The following is a 15,493-nucleotide window of genomic DNA, read 5'->3' as shown; positions in this document are numbered from 1 at the left end:
TGTAGACAGGTCTGTCTACATCGTATGGCCTCGGTAGTGGACAGACCTGTCTACTACCGGGAGCACGCCATGCACAGCAAACCCCCTTGTCCGCCATTCACAGCCGATACGGCCACCTTGAAGGTGCGCATGGCAGAGGATGCCTGGAATTCGTGCGATCCTGAGCGCGTGGCGATGGTATACACGGAAAATACCTGCTGGCGGAATCGTGTTGAATTCCCGGTGGGGCGAGAAAGCGTGCGTCAGTTTTTGAGGCGTAAATGGGCGCGCGAACTCGATTATCGACTGATCAAGGAATTGTGGAGTTTCGACAACAACAGGATCGCGGTCCGGTTCGCCTATGAGTGGCATGACGACGCCGGCCAATGGTATCGCTCATACGGCAATGAAAACTGGGAATTCAACCAGGAAGGCTTGATGCAGTATCGATTTGCCAGCATCAACGATTTGCCTATCGAGGCGACGGCGCGGAAATTTCATTGGTCCCTTGGGAGGCGGCCGGATAATCATCCGGGATTGAGCGATCTCGGTTTGTAGAATGACTTTCTCTGCTTCGATTGGGTGGATCTCTATCAGCTTGATTATTGGTGGTGAGGTTTCACACGCCTTGAGCAACGGTGTTCTTGATTGGTTTTGGCGCGGGCGTGCGAGTGACTTTCTTTGGACGAACAAAGAAAGTCACCAAAGAAATTCGCCCCGGACCGCCTTGACCCTACGGGCGACCTCGCGTGAATCCGTCTGGCCGGGGCCGCAGCCAAGCGCCGTCCGGGCGCGGGCTGCTCGGCCCGGGTCCTCCGGGCCGACCCCGTCCAGACGCATCCTCGCGAGGCAAGGCGATAAGGGGATGGAAAACCGACAAGCGAAGCGCGTCACGAACGCGAAGCGGCTTCGCCTATGCTTTTTATTTCCCGTTACGCCTTGCCTCGTCCGTGCGCGCCGACGTGGGGTCGGGCGGCAGGATGCTGCCCGTGCAGGCTTCGCCCGGACGGCGAATGCCTGCTGTGCCCCTCGGCGGCGTGTGCGGGCGAGGTTTGCCCGCAGGGTCAAGGCGTTTCGGGCGCATTTCTTTCCCCGGTTTCTTTGGGCGAACAAAGAAATCGGGTCGGGCGCGTCGCTGTGCCAGATCAACTATGAAAAGGCCGATTCGCGCCCGGAATGGCGCGTTTGCGTTTGGCAATGCAGTAATGCAAGAGTTGATTCGGCGTTTTGCGGAGTGGGTATGAATTCTTGACTTGGCCTATCCCCGGCGTGTTATCGAAATGTTGTGGAATTTTATCCTGAAATATGGGGTGTTAGTTCTCGTTTACTGTGGGTCTCCGAGATATTTGAGATGAAGCGTTTTCGTGTTATCAACCCATATTTTGTATGTGGAACGCTTTTCGTGGTGCCCTGCTTTGAGGCGTATTACAATCGTGCGTGGTGTGCTCGCGTCCATATAATTTAAGGTTTCAGCGAATCCTGATATAGGTGCGCTGAACCTGTATTTGTCTATATGATCCCAGTATTCTGCTAAGTTGATAATGGTTTCTGGTTCGTCGTAGCGAAGGCTGTGCCCTTCTTTTATTAACAATGGAAGGCCACCGATTAATGGCTGATATGGAGTTACTTCGTCAACATACAATGACCAATTTGAGAGGTTATTAATGCTTGTGTTTTTTATTCCAATATTAACTGTACTACGTATATGCCCCTTGGTCGGCTCGATTGTTTCATAAGGTGGTTTTGGCTCATGGAAAATACATAGTTGAGAGTTTTTTGATGAAGAATATTTCTTGATTATTAGGCTAAAAAGGGAGAGTAGACCTGGAGTCGCTATAAGTGCTCCAAACCAGAACGTCCATGTGTCGATAGAAAAGTGTTGTAAGGATGCTGGTATGCGTGTGATGCCAAGAGCGTGTAGCCACGCTGCTAAATTAGATGCGGCGTCATGCGGAGAAACGCTCACGGCGAGCATTAGATAGGTGCCGATGATGCTGAAGGTGTAACTAGCTAATTTAAGAATTAAATTTTCAGAATTTTTCATTCTAGATAATTCTTGGTCCAATTTGTGTTTGTTTATGTGGTTATTGATCTGTTTGTCATATCGTGTGTTTTGTTCTTTGGGGGGGGGTCGCACAAAAAAGCCACCGGGAAAATCGGTGGCTTTGGATGGTTTAATAAGTGGGCTAGGGGGGTGTTGATGTTCTCGGCCACTTGAGAACTTTGCTTTAAGCAATCAATCCCAGCTCAACGCCCCTCCCGTCTGATACTCCGTCACCCGCGTCTCGAAGAAATTCTTCTCCTTCCGCAAGTTCGCCTGCTCATCCAGCCACTCGATCGCATTCTCCGCCCCCGGGAAGGGTTCTTCGAGGCCGAGCTGCTTGGCGCGGCGGTTGGCGACGAAGCGGAACTGGTCGCTGTGCATCTCGGCGGTGTAGCCGAGGATCGGGTCGGGCAGGAGGTAGCGGGCGTAGCCGCTTTCGGCGGCCTCGGCCTCGTCCCACATCTCGCGGATGGCCTTGGGATCGGGGCGGATGTTTTCCTCCAGCATGATCTGCTTGGCCACGCGGATGCCGAAGCTGGCGTGCATGACTTCGTCGCGCATGATGTATTGCAGCTGTTCGGCGGTGCCCTTCATCAGGCCGCGGCGTTGCAGGGCGAAGATGGGGGTGAAGCCGTTGTAGAACCAGCTGCCTTCGAACACGGCGGCGAAGAAGATGTACGCCATGAGGAAGTTCATCAGTTCGTCGCGGTCCTTGAGGTCGATGTCGGGACGCAGGACGGAGTCGAGTCGGCGGTTGGCGATGCGGATCTTGGCGTGGATCTCGGGGACCACGCGGTAGCGGTTGTAGATCTCGCCCTGGTCGAGGCCGATGGTTTCGATGCAGTGCTGGTAGGTCCAGGTGTGCAGGGATTCCTCGTAGACCTGGCGGGCCTGGTAGATCTGCAGCTCGGGCGCGGACATCTTTTCCATCACCGCGAGGCCGATGTTGCGCATGGCCAGGATGTCGGAGGTGGTCAGGTAGGCGAGCACGTTCTCGTAGACGTGGCGTTCTTCCAGGGTGAGCTTGTGGAAGTAGTCGTGCACGTCGGAGGCCATGTTGATGTCGAGTGGCGTCCAGTGGTTCTTGTTGGCGTTGAGGAAGTAGTTCCACGCCCAGGGGTACTTGAACGGCGCGAGCTGGTTGACGTCGGTGAGGCCGTTGACGACGCGCTTGTCATCGGGATTGACCGGCTTGGCGGACAGTTCCTCGGCCTCGGCGCGCGCGGGCGCCGGGGCCTTGGCGGCCTCGTCGGCGCGCGCTTCGGCGTTGCCCGCCTGCGGCTGTGCGGGAGCGGCGGGGCGGGTGGCGAGGGGGTCTTCCCAGTTCAACATGTTGCGTACCTCTTGCGATCGGTGGGCTCGATGGGCGGGGGCGGCGGCGGAGGCCGCCGCCCGGCCTGCGGCGTTACTGGCAGGCCTCGCACTCAGGATCGAGTATCGAGCAGACCTTGGGGGCTTCCTCCGCGGCGGCGGGCGCGCTGCGGGTGGCCGCCTTTTCCATGTGGGTGGCGCCGAGCGAGCGCAGGTAGTAGGTGGTCTTGAGGCCGCGCACCCAGGCGAGCTTGTAGAGGTTGTCCAGCTTCTTGCCGGAGGGCTCGGCCATGTAGAGGTTGAGCGACTGGGCCTGGTCGAGCCATTTCTGGCGGCGCGAGGCGGCCTCGACCAGCCAGCGCGCGTCGATCTCGAAGGCAGTGGCGTAGAGGGCCTTGAGGTCGTCCGGCACGCGGTCGATGGCGCTCACGGAGCCGTCGTAGTACTTGAGGTCGTTGACCATGACCTCGTCCCACAGCCGGCGCGACTTGAGGTCGGCGACGAGGTGGGGGTTGATCACGGTGAACTCGCCCGAGAGGTTGGATTTGACGAACAGGTTCTGGTAGGTCGGCTCGATCGACTGCGACACGCCGCAGATGTTGGAGATGGTCGCGGTCGGGGCGATGGCCATGGTGTTGGAGTTGCGCATGCCCTGGGCCTTGACGCGCTCGCGCAGGCCGTCCCAGTCGAGGGTGCTGGATTTGTCGACCTGGATGTACTGGCCGCGGGTTTCCTCCAGCAGGTTCAGCGAGTCGATGGGCAGGACGCCGCGGCTCCACAGCGATCCGTCGAAGGTCTTGTAGGCGCCGCGCTCGGCGGCCAGCTCGGTGGAGGCCTCGATGGCGTAGTAGGACACGGCCTCCATGGAGCGGTCGGCGAACTCGACCGCGGCCTCGCTGGCGTAGGGCAGGCGGAGCTTATACAGGGCGTCCTGGAAGCCCATGAGCCCTAAGCCCACCGGGCGGTGGCGCAGGTTGGCGCGGCGCGCCTGGGGCACGCTGTAGTAGTTGTAGTCGATGACGTTGTCGAGCATGCGCATCGCGGTCTTGATGGTGCGCGCGAGCTTGGCGGTGTCCAGGCCCTGCTCGGTGACGTGCTGGGCGAGGTTGACGCTGCCGAGGTTGCACACGGCGATCTCGTCGTCGGAGGTGTTGAGGGTGATCTCGGTGCACAGGTTGGAGCTGTGCACGACGCCGACGTGCTGCTGCGGCGAGCGCAGGTTGCAGGGGTCCTTGAAGGCGATCCAGGGATGGCCGGTCTCGAACAGCATGGACAGCATCTTGCGCCACAGGTCGACGGCCTTGACCTTGCGGAAGACCTTGATCTCGCCGCGCGCGGCCTTGGCCTCGTATTCGGCGTAGCGGGCCTCGAAGGCGGTGCCGACGAGGTCGTGTAGGTCGGGTACCTCGTTGGGCGAGAACAGCGTCCACTCGCCTTCCTCGGCGACGCGCTTCATGAACAGGTCKGGAATCCAGTTGGCGGTGTTCATGTCGTGCGTGCGGCGGCGCTCGTCGCCGGTGTTCTTGCGCAGTTCGAGGAATTCCTCGATGTCGACGTGCCAGGTTTCGAGGTAGGCGCACACCGCGCCCTTGCGCTTGCCGCCCTGGTTGACCGCCACGGCGGTGTCGTTGGCGACCTTGAGGAAGGGCACGACGCCCTGGCTCTTGCCGTTGGTGCCCTTGATGTGGGCGCCGAGGCCGCGCACGCGGGTCCAGTCGTTGCCGAGGCCGCCGGCGAACTTGGACAGCAGGGCGTTGTCCTTGACCGCGGCGAAGATGCCGTCGAGGTCGTCGGGCACGGTGGTGAGGTAGCAGCTGGAGAGCTGCGGGCGCAGGGTGCCGGCGTTGAACAGGGTCGGGGTCGAGCTCATGAAGTCGAGCGAGGAGAGCAGTTCGTAGAACTCGACGGCCTTGGCCTCGCGGTCCACCTCGTTGATCGCAAGACCCATGGCGACGCGCATGAAGAAGGCCTGCGGCAGCTCGAAGCGCTGGCCCTGGCTGTGGATGAAGTAGCGGTCGTACAGGGTCTGCAGACCGAGGTAGGTGAACAGCCGGTCGCGCTCGGGTCTGAGCGCGGCGCCCAGGCGGGCGAGGTCGTAGCGGGTCAGTTCTTCGTCGAGCAGTTCCAGCTCGACGGCGCGGTGCACGTAGGCGGCGAAGTATTCGGGGTAGCGCTCGGCCATCTCGGCCTGGGTCGCGGTCTCGGCGAGCCCGGAGAGGAAGCCCAGCGCCTCGCTGCGCAGGGTGTCGAGCAGCAGGCGGGCGGCGACCAGGCTGTAGTTCGGGTCCTTGTCGATGAGCGTGCGCGCGCTCATGGTCAGGGTCTGACCCACGTCCTGCGCCTTGATGCCGTCGTACAGGCCGCGCAGGGTGTCCTTGAGCACGCGCGCGGGGTCGACGTCGGCCAGCCCTTCGCAGGCCTCGTCCACCAGCGCCTGCAGGCGGGCGGCGTCGAGCGGGGCGCGGCTGCCGTCGGCCAGGGTCACCTGCGGCACGTCGCCGCCGGCCTCGGGCTGCGCGGCCTGCTTGGCGGCGGTCTCGGCGGCGCGCTTGGCCGCCTGCTGCTCGCGGTAGAGCACGTAGGCACGGGCGACCTTGTGTTCGCCGGCGCGCATCAGCGCCAGCTCGACGTAATCCTGGATGTCCTCGATGTGCACGGTGCCGCCGTCGGGCATGCGTCGGAACAGGCCCTCGGCGATCTGGCGGGTGAGGGCGTTCACGGTCTCGTGGATGCGGCTGGAGGCGGCCGCGCTGCCGCCCTCGACGGCGAGGAAGGCCTTGGTCATGGCGACCTTGATCTTGTCCGCGTCGAAATGCGTCTGCTTGCCGTTGCGGCGGATCACCCGGTACTGACCGGCGGCTTCGGCGCGCGCGGGCGCGGCGTCGCTGTAGCCCTCGGCGGCAAGGGCGGCCTGGGCGGGCGTTGTCTGGCTTTCGGTACGCATGCGTTCCCCCTGGGTGGCGCGGAATCGGTGTGTGGACGGGCGGTGGTGCCAGTCGATTGAGATACTATAGGATGTGGATTGTGGCAGGTCAATGACACAAGATGCTGTGGATAGCCCTGTGGATGAGCTGTGCAAGAACTGTGCATGAATGCGTCCGCGCGGGCACCGCGACGGTGCGCGCGGCGAGGCCGAATGCGGGTGCGAAACCGCTGATCGCGGCGCGTCCGCAGGCGTCCCAGAGCCTGGCCCGGCGCGGTTCGGCCCCGCGCGTATGGCACCCGCCACGCACCTTTTTGGCCGCCGGTCGCACCGGGGACGTGCCGGCGGCCCGCCGTTCGTCGGATTACGCGACGCCGCCCGCCAGCCGCCGCGTCACCTCGACGAAGTCGCGCACATAAGGGCGCGCGGCATCGCACTCGCGAATGCCGGCGTAAAGCGTGCATTGCAGCCCCTCCCGTCCCAGCGGCAGCGTGACCAGCCGGCGGCCGGCGGGCACGTCGCGCAGGGCCCAGTCCGGCAGCGCGCTCACGCCGCGGCCGCTGGCCACCAGCTGCAGGATCATTTCGCTCAGCTCGGAGGTGCGCACCGCCGCCGGTGCGATGCCGGCGGGATCGAGAAAACGGGTGAACACGTCGAGCCGTTGCGGCGCCACCGGGTAGGTGATCAGGGTCTCGCCGGCCAGATCTTCGGGATTCACCCAGGGGCGCTGCGCCAGCGGATGCTGGGGCGCCACCACCAGGCGCATGGCGTAGTCGAACAGGCGGTGGTAGGCGAGGCCCGCGCGCGGCTCCGGGTCCGAGGTCACCACCAGATCGACCTCGTCGCGCATCAGCGCGGCCAGCGGCGCGAAGCTGTGCGCGAGGGTCAGATCCATCTCCACGGCGGGCCAATCCTCGCGGTAGCGCTCCATCGCCGGCGTCAGCCAGGCGAAGCAGCTGTGGCACTCGATGGCGATATGCAGGCGGCCGCCGCCGTCGGCGAACTGACTGAGGTCGCGCGTCAGCTCGTCCAGCTCGCGCGTGATGCGCACGGCCGAGGCGAGCAGGCGTTCGCCGATCCGGGTCAGGCGCAGCGGGCGGCTCTTGCGCACGAACAGCGGCCCGCCCAGCGTTTCCTCCAGCCCGCGTAGCTGATGCGAGAGTGCGGACTGGGTCAGATGGAGGCGCTCGGCCGCAGCGGCGAGGGTGCCGGTGCGGTGCAGGGCGAGCAGGGTGCGCAGATGCTTGAGTTCGAGGTTCATGATGAAATAAATTCATGTTTACGTGAAATATTAGAAATTGTACTCATGTTTTGCGCCGGGCACACTGCCGTTTTTCCGCAACCGGATCGAGGATGAGGCGTATGACGACGGTACATAACCTGGGTTACCCGAGGATCGGCCCGCGGCGCGAGCTCAAGCGTGCGCTGGAGGCCTACTGGGCCGGGCGCATCGACCGCGAGGCGCTGCTCGCCGAGGCGCGGGCGGTGCGCGACGCACGCTGGCGCGACCAGGCCGATGCCGGCCTCGACCTGATCCCGGTGGGCGATTTCTCGCTCTACGACCACGTGCTGGACATGAGCGCGCTGCTCGGCTGCGTGCCGCCGCGCTTCGGCGCGTCGGACGAGCCGGTCGACCTCGATACCTATTTCCGCATGGCGCGGGGGCGTGCACCGAGCGGCGCGCCGGCCGACGCCTGCGAGATGACCAAGTGGTTCGACACCAATTACCACTACATCGTCCCCGAGTTCGCGCCCGATCAGGCGTTCCGCATCGCCAGCGAGGGGCTGTTCGACGAGGTGGTGGCGGCGCAGGCCCAGGGCTACCGCGTCAAGCCGGTGATTCTGGGGCCGATCAGCTACCTGTGGCTCGGCAAGATGAAGGGCGGCGTCGACGACCGGCTCGCGCTGCTGGACAACCTGCTGCCGGTGTACGGGCAGATTCTGTACCGTCTGGGCGCCCTGGGCGTCGACTGGGTGCAGATCGACGAGCCGGCGCTGGCGCTGGACCTGCCGCCGACGTGGCGCACGGCCTGCGAGGCCGCCTACAACCGGCTGCAGGGGCGCGGCCCGAAGCGTCTGCTGGCGACCTATTTCGGCCCGCTGGCGGAGAATCTGGCGCTGGCCTGCGGCCTGCCGGTCGACGGCTTGCACCTCGATGCGGTGCGCGCGGACGAACTGGCGCTAGCGGCGGACCGGCTGCCCGGCTACAAGGTACTGTCCGCCGGCGTGATCGACGGGCGCAGCCCGTGGCGTGCCGACCTTGCCGTATTGTGCGAGCGCCTGGCGCCGCTGGCCGAGCGCCTCGGCGCGGATCGCCTGTGGCTGGCGCCGTCCTGCTCGCTGCTGCACGTGCCGGTCGATCTGTCGCAGGAGAGCGGTCTCGACCCCGAGCTGCGCGCGTGGATGGCCTTCGCGCGCCAGAAGCTCGACGAGGTGGTGGCGCTGCGTCAGGCGCTGGCCGGCGAAGGCGGCGAGGCGCTGACCGCGGCGAGTGCCGCCTTGGCGGCGCGCCGCGCTTCCGCCCGCGTGCACCGCGCCGATGTCGCGGCGCGGCTGGCCGCACTGCCGCCCGATGCGGCGCGCCGCGCCAGCCTCTACGAGGCGCGTGCGCAGGTGCAGCACGAGAAGCTGCATCTGCCGCCGCTGCCGACCACGACCATCGGCTCTTTCCCGCAGACCGACGAAATCCGTACGGCGCGCCGCGACTGGCGTGCCGGACGCCTCGACGAGGCCGGTTATGAAGCCTTTCTGCGTACCGAGATCGAGCATGTGATCCGCGCCCAGGAAGCCTATGGGCTGGACGTGCTGGTGCACGGCGAGCCGGAACGCACCGACATGGTGGAGTATTTCGGCGAGCGCCTGGACGGCTTCGCCGCGACCGCGCACGGCTGGGTGCAATCCTATGGCTCGCGCTGCGTGAAGCCGCCGGTGATCTGGGGCGACGTGAGCCGTCCGCGGCCGATGACCGTGGACTGGAGCGTGTATGCGCAGTCGCTGACCGAGCGACCGGTCAAGGGCATGCTCACCGGGCCGGTCACCATCCTGCAATGGTCCTTCGTGCGCGACGACATCCCGCGCGCCGAGGTCTGCCGGCAGATCGCGCTGGCCCTGCGCGACGAGGTGGGCGATCTGGAGCGCGCCGGCATCGGCGTGATCCAGGTCGACGAACCGGCCTTCCGCGAGGGGCTGCCGCTGCGCCGCGCCGACTGGCCGGCCTATCTGGACTGGGCGGTGCAGGCCTTCCGTCTCGCCACATCGGGCGTGGCCGACGAGACGCAGATCCATACACATATGTGTTATTCGGAATTCAACGACATCATCGAGGCGATCGCGGCGCTGGATGCGGACGTGATTACCATCGAGACCGCGCGTTCGGACATGGAGCTGCTCGACGCCTTCGCCGACTATGCCTACCCCAACGAGATCGGCCCGGGAGTCTACGACATCCATTCGCCGAACGTGCCGGCGGCCGAACGCATGCGCGCGTTGCTGTATGCGGCGGCCGAACGCCTCGGCTGGTCGCGGCTGTGGGTGAATCCGGATTGCGGACTCAAGACGCGCGGCTGGCCGGAGGTGGAGGCTTCGCTGCGCGAAATGGTGGCCTCGGCGCGGGCGCTACGCGCGGAAATCGGCGCCGCAGCGGGGGGGTGAGGCCGGGGCGTCGGTCGTCGGCTGTCATTTCCCGGTCATAAGACAATGCTATGGATGCATGTCCCGATGCCGTCCGACGATCGATATGCCGAATCCGCTGTGCGAACCGTTGCGTGAACTGCTGGCCAGCCGGCAGATGCACGTCCTGTTCCAGCCCATCGCCGATGTGGCGGTGGGCGGAATTTTCGGCTACGAGGCGCTGATCCGCGGCCCCTCGGACAGCCCGCTGCACAGTCCGCTCACGCTGTTCGATACCGCCATGGCCTGCGGCGCGCTGTCGGAGCTCGATCATCTCTGCCGGCGGCTCGCCATCGAACGCTTCGGCCAGCTCGACCTGCCCGGCCGACTGTTCCTCAATGTGACTCCGGAGACCATCACCCAGACGGACGGTCCGCGCGGCCGCACGCTGCAGTATCTGGAGGCGGCCGGCCTGTCGCCGGAACGGGTGGTCATCGAGCTGACCGAGCACACGCCGATCAAGGATTACCGGGTGATGCAGGAGGCGGTGGAACACTACCGGGAGATGGGCTTCGCGATCGCCATCGACGACCTCGGCTCCGGTTACGGCGGGTTGCGCCACTGGACCGAGCTGCGGCCAGAATACGTCAAGATCGACGGCCACTTCGCGCAGAACATCCATGAGGATCCGGTCAAGCGCCAGTTCGTGCGTTCGATGCGCGAGATCGCCAAGGAGCTGGACAGCCGCCTGGTCGTCGAAGGCATCGAGACGCGCGAGGAGTATGCGGTGATCGCCTCGCTGGGCATCGAGCTGGCGCAGGGATACTACCTGCAGCGGCCGGCGCAGCATCCGCCGCGCTCGTTGCCGCAGCTTGGCGGCATGTGCCGGGTGCCTTCGCCGCGCCATCGCGCGGGCACCGCGCGCGGGCTGCTGCGCCGCGCCACGGCGATCGCGCCGTCGACGCCCCTGCCGGGCGTGGTCGAGCTGTTCCAGCAGGAGCCGCAGCTGCGTTCGGTGGTGGTGGCGGACGGCGAACGCCCGGTCGGCATCGTGCGGCGGCATCAGATCATGGACTTCTACGCGCGCCGCTACGTGCGCGAGCTGAACGCGCGCAAGCCGATTCGCGGCTTCATGGATGCGCGCCCGCTGGTGGTTTCGCAGGATACGCCGCTGGAACAGCTCAGCCAGCTCGTCACCAGCCAGATCGAGGACGACTGGGACCGCGATTTCATCATCACCGACGACCAGGGACGGTATCTCGGTCTGGGCACGGTCATCGATCTGCTGCGCCGCCTCACCGAGCTGCAGATCCAGTACGCGCGCTACGCCAATCCGCTGACCCAGCTGCCGGGCAGCGTGCCGGTCAACGAGCAGATCGACATCTATCTCGATCGCGGCATCAATTTCGTGGTCGCGTACTGCGACATGGATTCCTTCAAGCCCTACAACGATTACTACGGTTATGCGCGCGGCGATCACGTGATCCGAGAGATGGGGCGGCTGCTCAGCGAGTCCATCGATCCGCAGACCGATTTCGTGGGCCATGTCGGCGGCGACGACTTCGTGCTCGTGCTGGCCTCGCAGAGCTGGCTGGCCACGCTCGAAGCCGTGCTCGCGCGTTTCGAGGCGCTGGCGCCGAGCTTCTACGACGAGGCCGAGCGCGAGGCCGGCGGCATACTCGCGCCCGACCGGCAGGGGCGCGAGCTGTTCCACGAGCTGCTGTCGCTGTCCATCGGCGTGGTCCAGGTCGCGCCGGGCGGATTCAAGAACCATCACGAGGTCGCTGCCCGCGCGAGCGAGGTCAAGTGCATGGCCAAGCGCATTCCCGGCAACGGCCTGTTCGTGGACCGCCGTCTGATGGAGGGCGAAGCGCGTGGATCGATCGCCGAGGGCGGGTCGGTCCCGGCCGGCGACGGCCGCCGCTACGCCTGAGTCCCCGCCGCCCGCCAAAGCTGCTAAGATCGCCCGCCGGCGGCCGATGCCGCCGGCTATCGATATCGACACCAGGGTGCCCCGCGCGTGCGCGGGGTTAAACGGGAAGCCGGTGCGTCCGTAAGGACCAGTCCGGCGCTGCCCCCGCAACGGTGATTGGGTCAAGGCGACACCACACTGGCCACTGTGCGCTTGCGCATGGGAAGGCGGTTCGCCGCGATGCGTCGCATCGCGCCCATCAGCCCGGAGACCGGCCCTGGCGTCTACGTTCCGGTCGCGGCGGGCGACAGGGGAATGCCGCCGGCACCTTGTCCCGGCGCAACCCCGTGCTCTCCGCGAACTTCCCCCAATCAGGTGCGCGGAGGGCCACCATGCGTCATCGTTGCGTTTTCATCGGCAGTGCCGGTCTGGCATTGCTGTCCACCCTGCAGGCCGCGCAGGCGGCCGGCCAGCCGCCGGTGCTGGTCATCACGCCTACCCGATTCGAGCAGCCGGCGAGCGATGCCGTGGTGCCGACGCGGGTCATCGGCCGCAGCCAGATCGAGGCCAGCGGTGCGGCCACCGCGGCCGGCGTGCTGCGTTTCTATCCGGGTTTCGACGTGGTGGCCAGCGGCGGCCCCGGGCAGCTCACCTCGGTATTCCTGCAGGGCACCAACAGCAACATGGTCAAGGTGCTGGTCAACGGCGTGCCGCTCAACGATTCGACCAGCGGCGGTGCGCCGTGGGCGGACATCCCTGCGGCCGACATCGAGCGCATCGAGGTGGTGCAGGGGCCGCTGTCGACGCTGTGGGGCTCCAATGCCATCGGCGGCGTGGTCAACATCATCACCCGCCAGCCGGCCGGGGTAGGCGGCCATCTGTCGGCCGCCGCCGGCGGCTGGGGCACGCGCACCGGCTCGCTCGGGGTGCACGCCGCCGGCCGCCATGCCGCCGCGGGCGCCACCGTCAGTGGCGAGCATACCGCCGGTACGCCGCCGGTCGCCGGTCTGGACCAGCCGGCGCCCTACAGCAACCGCACGCTGAGCGCCTATGCCGACGCGCACGCCCACGGCGCGGACCTGCGCGCCGACCTGTGGCAGAGCCGGGGGCGCGGCGCCTATGCCGTCGGCTACCCGCCATATTCGCCACTCTCGCTGGCCTCGCAGCGCTATCTGCACCAGACCGCCGCGCTGCGCGCCGGGCTGCCGCTGGGTGGTGGTTGGCGGCTCAGGGGCGGGGTCGAACAGACGCGCAACACGTTGAATCAGGACCAGCCCGAAAGCTATAACCCCTCGGCCTACGATTTCGCGCACAGCACCCGCAATGCCCTGCATGCCGAGCTTGCCTATGCGGGCGGCGGGGTCCACTGGCTGTTCGGCGCGAGCCGCGCGCGCACCCATGCCGCAAGCCTGAGCTACGGCTCGGCCTATAACGATTACCGTCGCACCGACGCCGGCTATGCCGAATGGCAGCAGCAGTTCGGTGCCTGGCGCCTGACCACGGCGGCGCGGCGCACGGACGACAGCCAGTTCGGCGGTCACGACACCTGGAACGTGGGACTGGGCTACCGCCTCGGCGCGGACACCACGCTCGATGTCTCCACGGGCACCGGCTATCGCGCGCCGACCTTCAACGATCTCTACGGCTACGGCGGCAATCCGGCGCTCAAGCCAGAGACCTCGCGCAGCGTGCAGGCGGATTTGAGCACGGCCTTCGGCGCGGCCGGAAGGTTGCACGTGTCGGCCTACCAGCAGCGTATCGACGACCTGATCGAGACGGTCCTGGTGAACCCCGGCACCTACCGCTACCAGAACCGCAACGTGCAGCAAGCGCGCATCCGCGGGGTGACTGCGGGCTGGTTCTGGCGCCTCGCCGGCTTCGACGCGGCGGTGGATGCGACCTGGCAGGATCCGCTCAATCTCACCACCGGCCAGCGCTTGTTGCGCCGCGCCTCGCACAGCTACCGCGCGCGCCTGGCCTACGACGCCGGCACCTGGCTGCTGGGCAGCGACTGGATCTGGACCGGTCGCCGCAACGACATCAGCGGCCAGACGCTGGACCCGTACGTGCTCGGCAACCTCAGCCTGCGCGTGCACCTCAGCCGTGCCCTGACCCTGCATGCCAGCGTCGACAACCTGCTCAACACCTACTATGTTCCGGCCTATTACGGCACCGACATCGCCTATACGGCGCCCACGCGCAGCGCGATGATCGGCCTGCGTTACGACTTCGGGAGCACCTGATGGGCAACCGTCTGACCCGCATCTATACCCGTACCGGCGACGACGGCAGCACGGGGCTGGCCGACGGCAGCCGCGTGCCCAAGGATGCGCCGCGGGTGGCGGCGATGGGCGAGGTGGACGAGCTCAACAGCACGCTGGCGCTGGTGCTGGCCGAGGCGGAGATGCCGGATGCGGTGCGCGAGTGTCTGACCCGCGTGCAGCACGACCTGTTCTCGCTGGGCGGTTCGCTCAGCCTGCCGGGGCAGTGCCTGCTCGAGGCGCAGGCCAGCACGCGGCTGGAACGCGAGCTCGACGGATTCAACGGGGCGCTGCCGCCGCTGCGCGAGTTCATACTCCCCGGCGGCGCACGTGCCGCGGCCGCCTGCCACCTGGCGCGCGCGGTCTGCCGGCGCGCCGAGCGCGGGCTGGTCGCGCTGGAACGCGACGAGCCGGTTCCCCCGGAGTTGCTGCGCTATCTCAATCGCCTTTCCGACCTGTTGTTCGTGCTGTCGCGGGTATTGGCCCGCGACACGGGTACCGGCGAGGTCTACTGGTGCAAGCCGGCCCGTCCCGATCCGGAAGGGAATCCCTGAATGTGGCGTCTCGGCGTCGATCTTGGCGGCACCAAGATCGAGGTGGCGGTACTCGATCCGGATGGCCATGAGTGTCTGCGCCGACGCGTCCCGACCCCCCAGGGCGATTACGCGGGCACGGTCGAGGTCGTCGGTGAATTGGTCGAATCCGCCGAGCAGGCGCTTGGGGTACGCTGTACCGTGGGCGTGGGCACCCCGGGCGCGATATCGCCCGCCAGCGGCTTGATCAAGAATGCGAACTCGACCTGTCTCAACGGTCGCGCCCTGGGCGAGGATCTGGCGTGCCGGCTCGGGCGCGAGGTGAGGCTCGCCAACGACGCCAACTGCCTGGCCCTGTCCGAGACCGCCGACGGCGCTGCGGCCGGCGCGGCGTCGGTGTTCGCGGTGATCCTGGGCACCGGTGCCGGCGGCGGTATCGTGGTCGGCGGCCGGCTGCTGACCGGCGCCAATGCCATCGCCGGCGAATGGGGGCACAACCCCTTGCCTTGGCCCCGCGACGAGGAGCGACCGGGGCCGGCCTGTTACTGCGGTCGCCGCGGCTGTCTGGAAACCTTCGTTTCCGGCCCAGGCCTCGCGCGCGATCATGCCGCGGTCACCGGCGTCGGGCTCGATGCGCCAGCCGTCGTGCAGCAGGCCGCCGCCGGTGACCGCACGGCACAGGCCACGCTTGACCGTCATGCCGACCGTCTGGCGCGCGGTCTGGCCATGGTGATCAACGTGCTGGATCCCGAGGTGATCGTGCTCGCCGGCGGACTGTCCAATCTGCCCGGCCTGTGCGCTGCCGTGAGCGGGCGCTGGGGCAGATACGTCTTTTCCGACCGCGTCGACACCCGGCTGACGACGGCGCGTCATGGCGATTCCAGCGGCGTGCGGGGTGCGGCGCGCCTCTGGACGGACTAG

10 protein-coding genes and 1 riboswitch are annotated in these 15,493 nt (G+C 66.3%); of the genes, 6 read left to right on the top strand and 4 right to left on the bottom strand.

From position 1 onward, the window contains the following. Positions 1-69 precede the first annotated feature (69 nt). On the top strand, positions 70-537 hold the full coding sequence (locus THPRO_RS05645) for a nuclear transport factor 2 family protein (RefSeq protein ID WP_038088640.1): 468 nt from the start codon (positions 70-72) through the stop codon (positions 535-537). Between the two features lie 766 nt (positions 538-1,303). Here THPRO_RS05645 and THPRO_RS16610 read toward each other — a convergent pair. The 4 genes from THPRO_RS16610 to THPRO_RS05630 form a co-directional block, all read right to left on the bottom strand. Further along, positions 1,304-2,023: a hypothetical protein gene (locus THPRO_RS16610; protein ID WP_145930705.1), complete on the bottom strand. Its 720-nt coding sequence runs from the start codon at positions 2,021-2,023 to the stop codon at positions 1,304-1,306. 192 nt (positions 2,024-2,215) lie between these two features. After that, on the bottom strand, positions 2,216-3,355 hold the full coding sequence (locus tag THPRO_RS05640) for a ribonucleotide-diphosphate reductase subunit beta (RefSeq protein ID WP_065089331.1): 1,140 nt from the start codon (positions 3,353-3,355) through the stop codon (positions 2,216-2,218). Between the two features lie 73 nt (positions 3,356-3,428). Further along, positions 3,429-6,278 (bottom strand): ribonucleoside-diphosphate reductase subunit alpha, encoded by a 2,850-nt coding sequence (locus THPRO_RS05635; protein WP_065089330.1) that lies wholly within the window; start codon positions 6,276-6,278, stop codon positions 3,429-3,431. A 343-nt stretch (positions 6,279-6,621) separates the two neighbouring features. Further along, positions 6,622-7,518, bottom strand: coding sequence for a LysR family transcriptional regulator (locus tag THPRO_RS05630; protein ID WP_038093770.1), 897 nt, complete (start codon positions 7,516-7,518; stop codon positions 6,622-6,624). A gap of 101 nt (positions 7,519-7,619) precedes the next feature. On the opposite strand from THPRO_RS05630, the gene metE reads away from it, so the two are divergent. The 5 genes from metE to THPRO_RS05605 all read left to right on the top strand — a co-directional run bounded on the left by metE (position 7,620) and on the right by THPRO_RS05605 (position 15,493). After that, on the top strand, positions 7,620-9,908 hold the full coding sequence (gene metE, locus THPRO_RS05625) for a 5-methyltetrahydropteroyltriglutamate--homocysteine S-methyltransferase (RefSeq protein WP_038093773.1): 2,289 nt from the start codon (positions 7,620-7,622) through the stop codon (positions 9,906-9,908). An 85-nt stretch (positions 9,909-9,993) separates the two neighbouring features. Beyond that, positions 9,994-11,799 (top strand): GGDEF domain-containing protein, encoded by a 1,806-nt coding sequence (locus tag THPRO_RS05620; RefSeq protein ID WP_038093776.1) that lies wholly within the window; start codon positions 9,994-9,996, stop codon positions 11,797-11,799. A gap of 57 nt (positions 11,800-11,856) precedes the next feature. Next, a riboswitch (cobalamin riboswitch) is annotated at positions 11,857-12,072 on the top strand. Between the two features lie 98 nt (positions 12,073-12,170). Next, positions 12,171-14,021, top strand: coding sequence for a TonB-dependent receptor plug domain-containing protein (locus THPRO_RS05615; RefSeq protein WP_038093779.1), 1,851 nt, complete (start codon positions 12,171-12,173; stop codon positions 14,019-14,021). Next, the gene (locus tag THPRO_RS05610) at positions 14,021-14,593 is read left to right on the top strand and encodes a cob(I)yrinic acid a,c-diamide adenosyltransferase (protein ID WP_038093782.1); all 573 of its coding nucleotides are present in this window, start codon (positions 14,021-14,023) and stop codon (positions 14,591-14,593) included. Before THPRO_RS05615 ends, THPRO_RS05610 begins: the two co-directional genes overlap by 1 nt. After that, positions 14,594-15,493 carry an ROK family protein gene (locus THPRO_RS05605; protein WP_038093787.1) on the top strand — a complete coding sequence of 300 codons (900 nt, stop codon included), beginning with the start codon at positions 14,594-14,596 and terminating at the stop codon, positions 15,491-15,493.

Origin of the sequence: Acidihalobacter prosperus (assembly GCF_000754095.2) — a bacterium.
Classification (GTDB): domain Bacteria; phylum Pseudomonadota; class Gammaproteobacteria; order DSM-5130; family Acidihalobacteraceae; genus Acidihalobacter; species Acidihalobacter prosperus.
Note: the sequence above shows the minus strand (reverse complement) of the source record. Positions and strands in the feature narration are given on the sequence as shown.

Bases quoted from the DNA above. Each gene is read 5' to 3' on its own strand.
- THPRO_RS05630 (WP_038093770.1), bottom strand. From the start codon at position 7,518: ATGAACCTCGAACTCAAGCATCTGCGCACCCTGCTCGCCCTGCACCGC.
- THPRO_RS05620 (WP_038093776.1), top strand. From the start codon at position 9,994: ATGCCGAATCCGCTGTGCGAACCGTTGCGTGAACTGCTGGCCAGCCGG.
- THPRO_RS05615 (WP_038093779.1), top strand. From the start codon at position 12,171: ATGCGTCATCGTTGCGTTTTCATCGGCAGTGCCGGTCTGGCATTGCTG.
- THPRO_RS05610 (WP_038093782.1), top strand. From the start codon at position 14,021: ATGGGCAACCGTCTGACCCGCATCTATACCCGTACCGGCGACGACGGC.
- THPRO_RS05640 (WP_065089331.1), bottom strand. From the start codon at position 3,355: ATGTTGAACTGGGAAGACCCCCTCGCCACCCGCCCCGCCGCTCCCGCA.
- THPRO_RS16610 (WP_145930705.1), bottom strand. From the start codon at position 2,023: ATGAAAAATTCTGAAAATTTAATTCTTAAATTAGCTAGTTACACCTTC.
- THPRO_RS05605 (WP_038093787.1), top strand. From the start codon at position 14,594: ATGTGGCGTCTCGGCGTCGATCTTGGCGGCACCAAGATCGAGGTGGCG.
- THPRO_RS05645 (WP_038088640.1), top strand. From the start codon at position 70: ATGCACAGCAAACCCCCTTGTCCGCCATTCACAGCCGATACGGCCACC.
- metE (WP_038093773.1), top strand. From the start codon at position 7,620: ATGACGACGGTACATAACCTGGGTTACCCGAGGATCGGCCCGCGGCGC.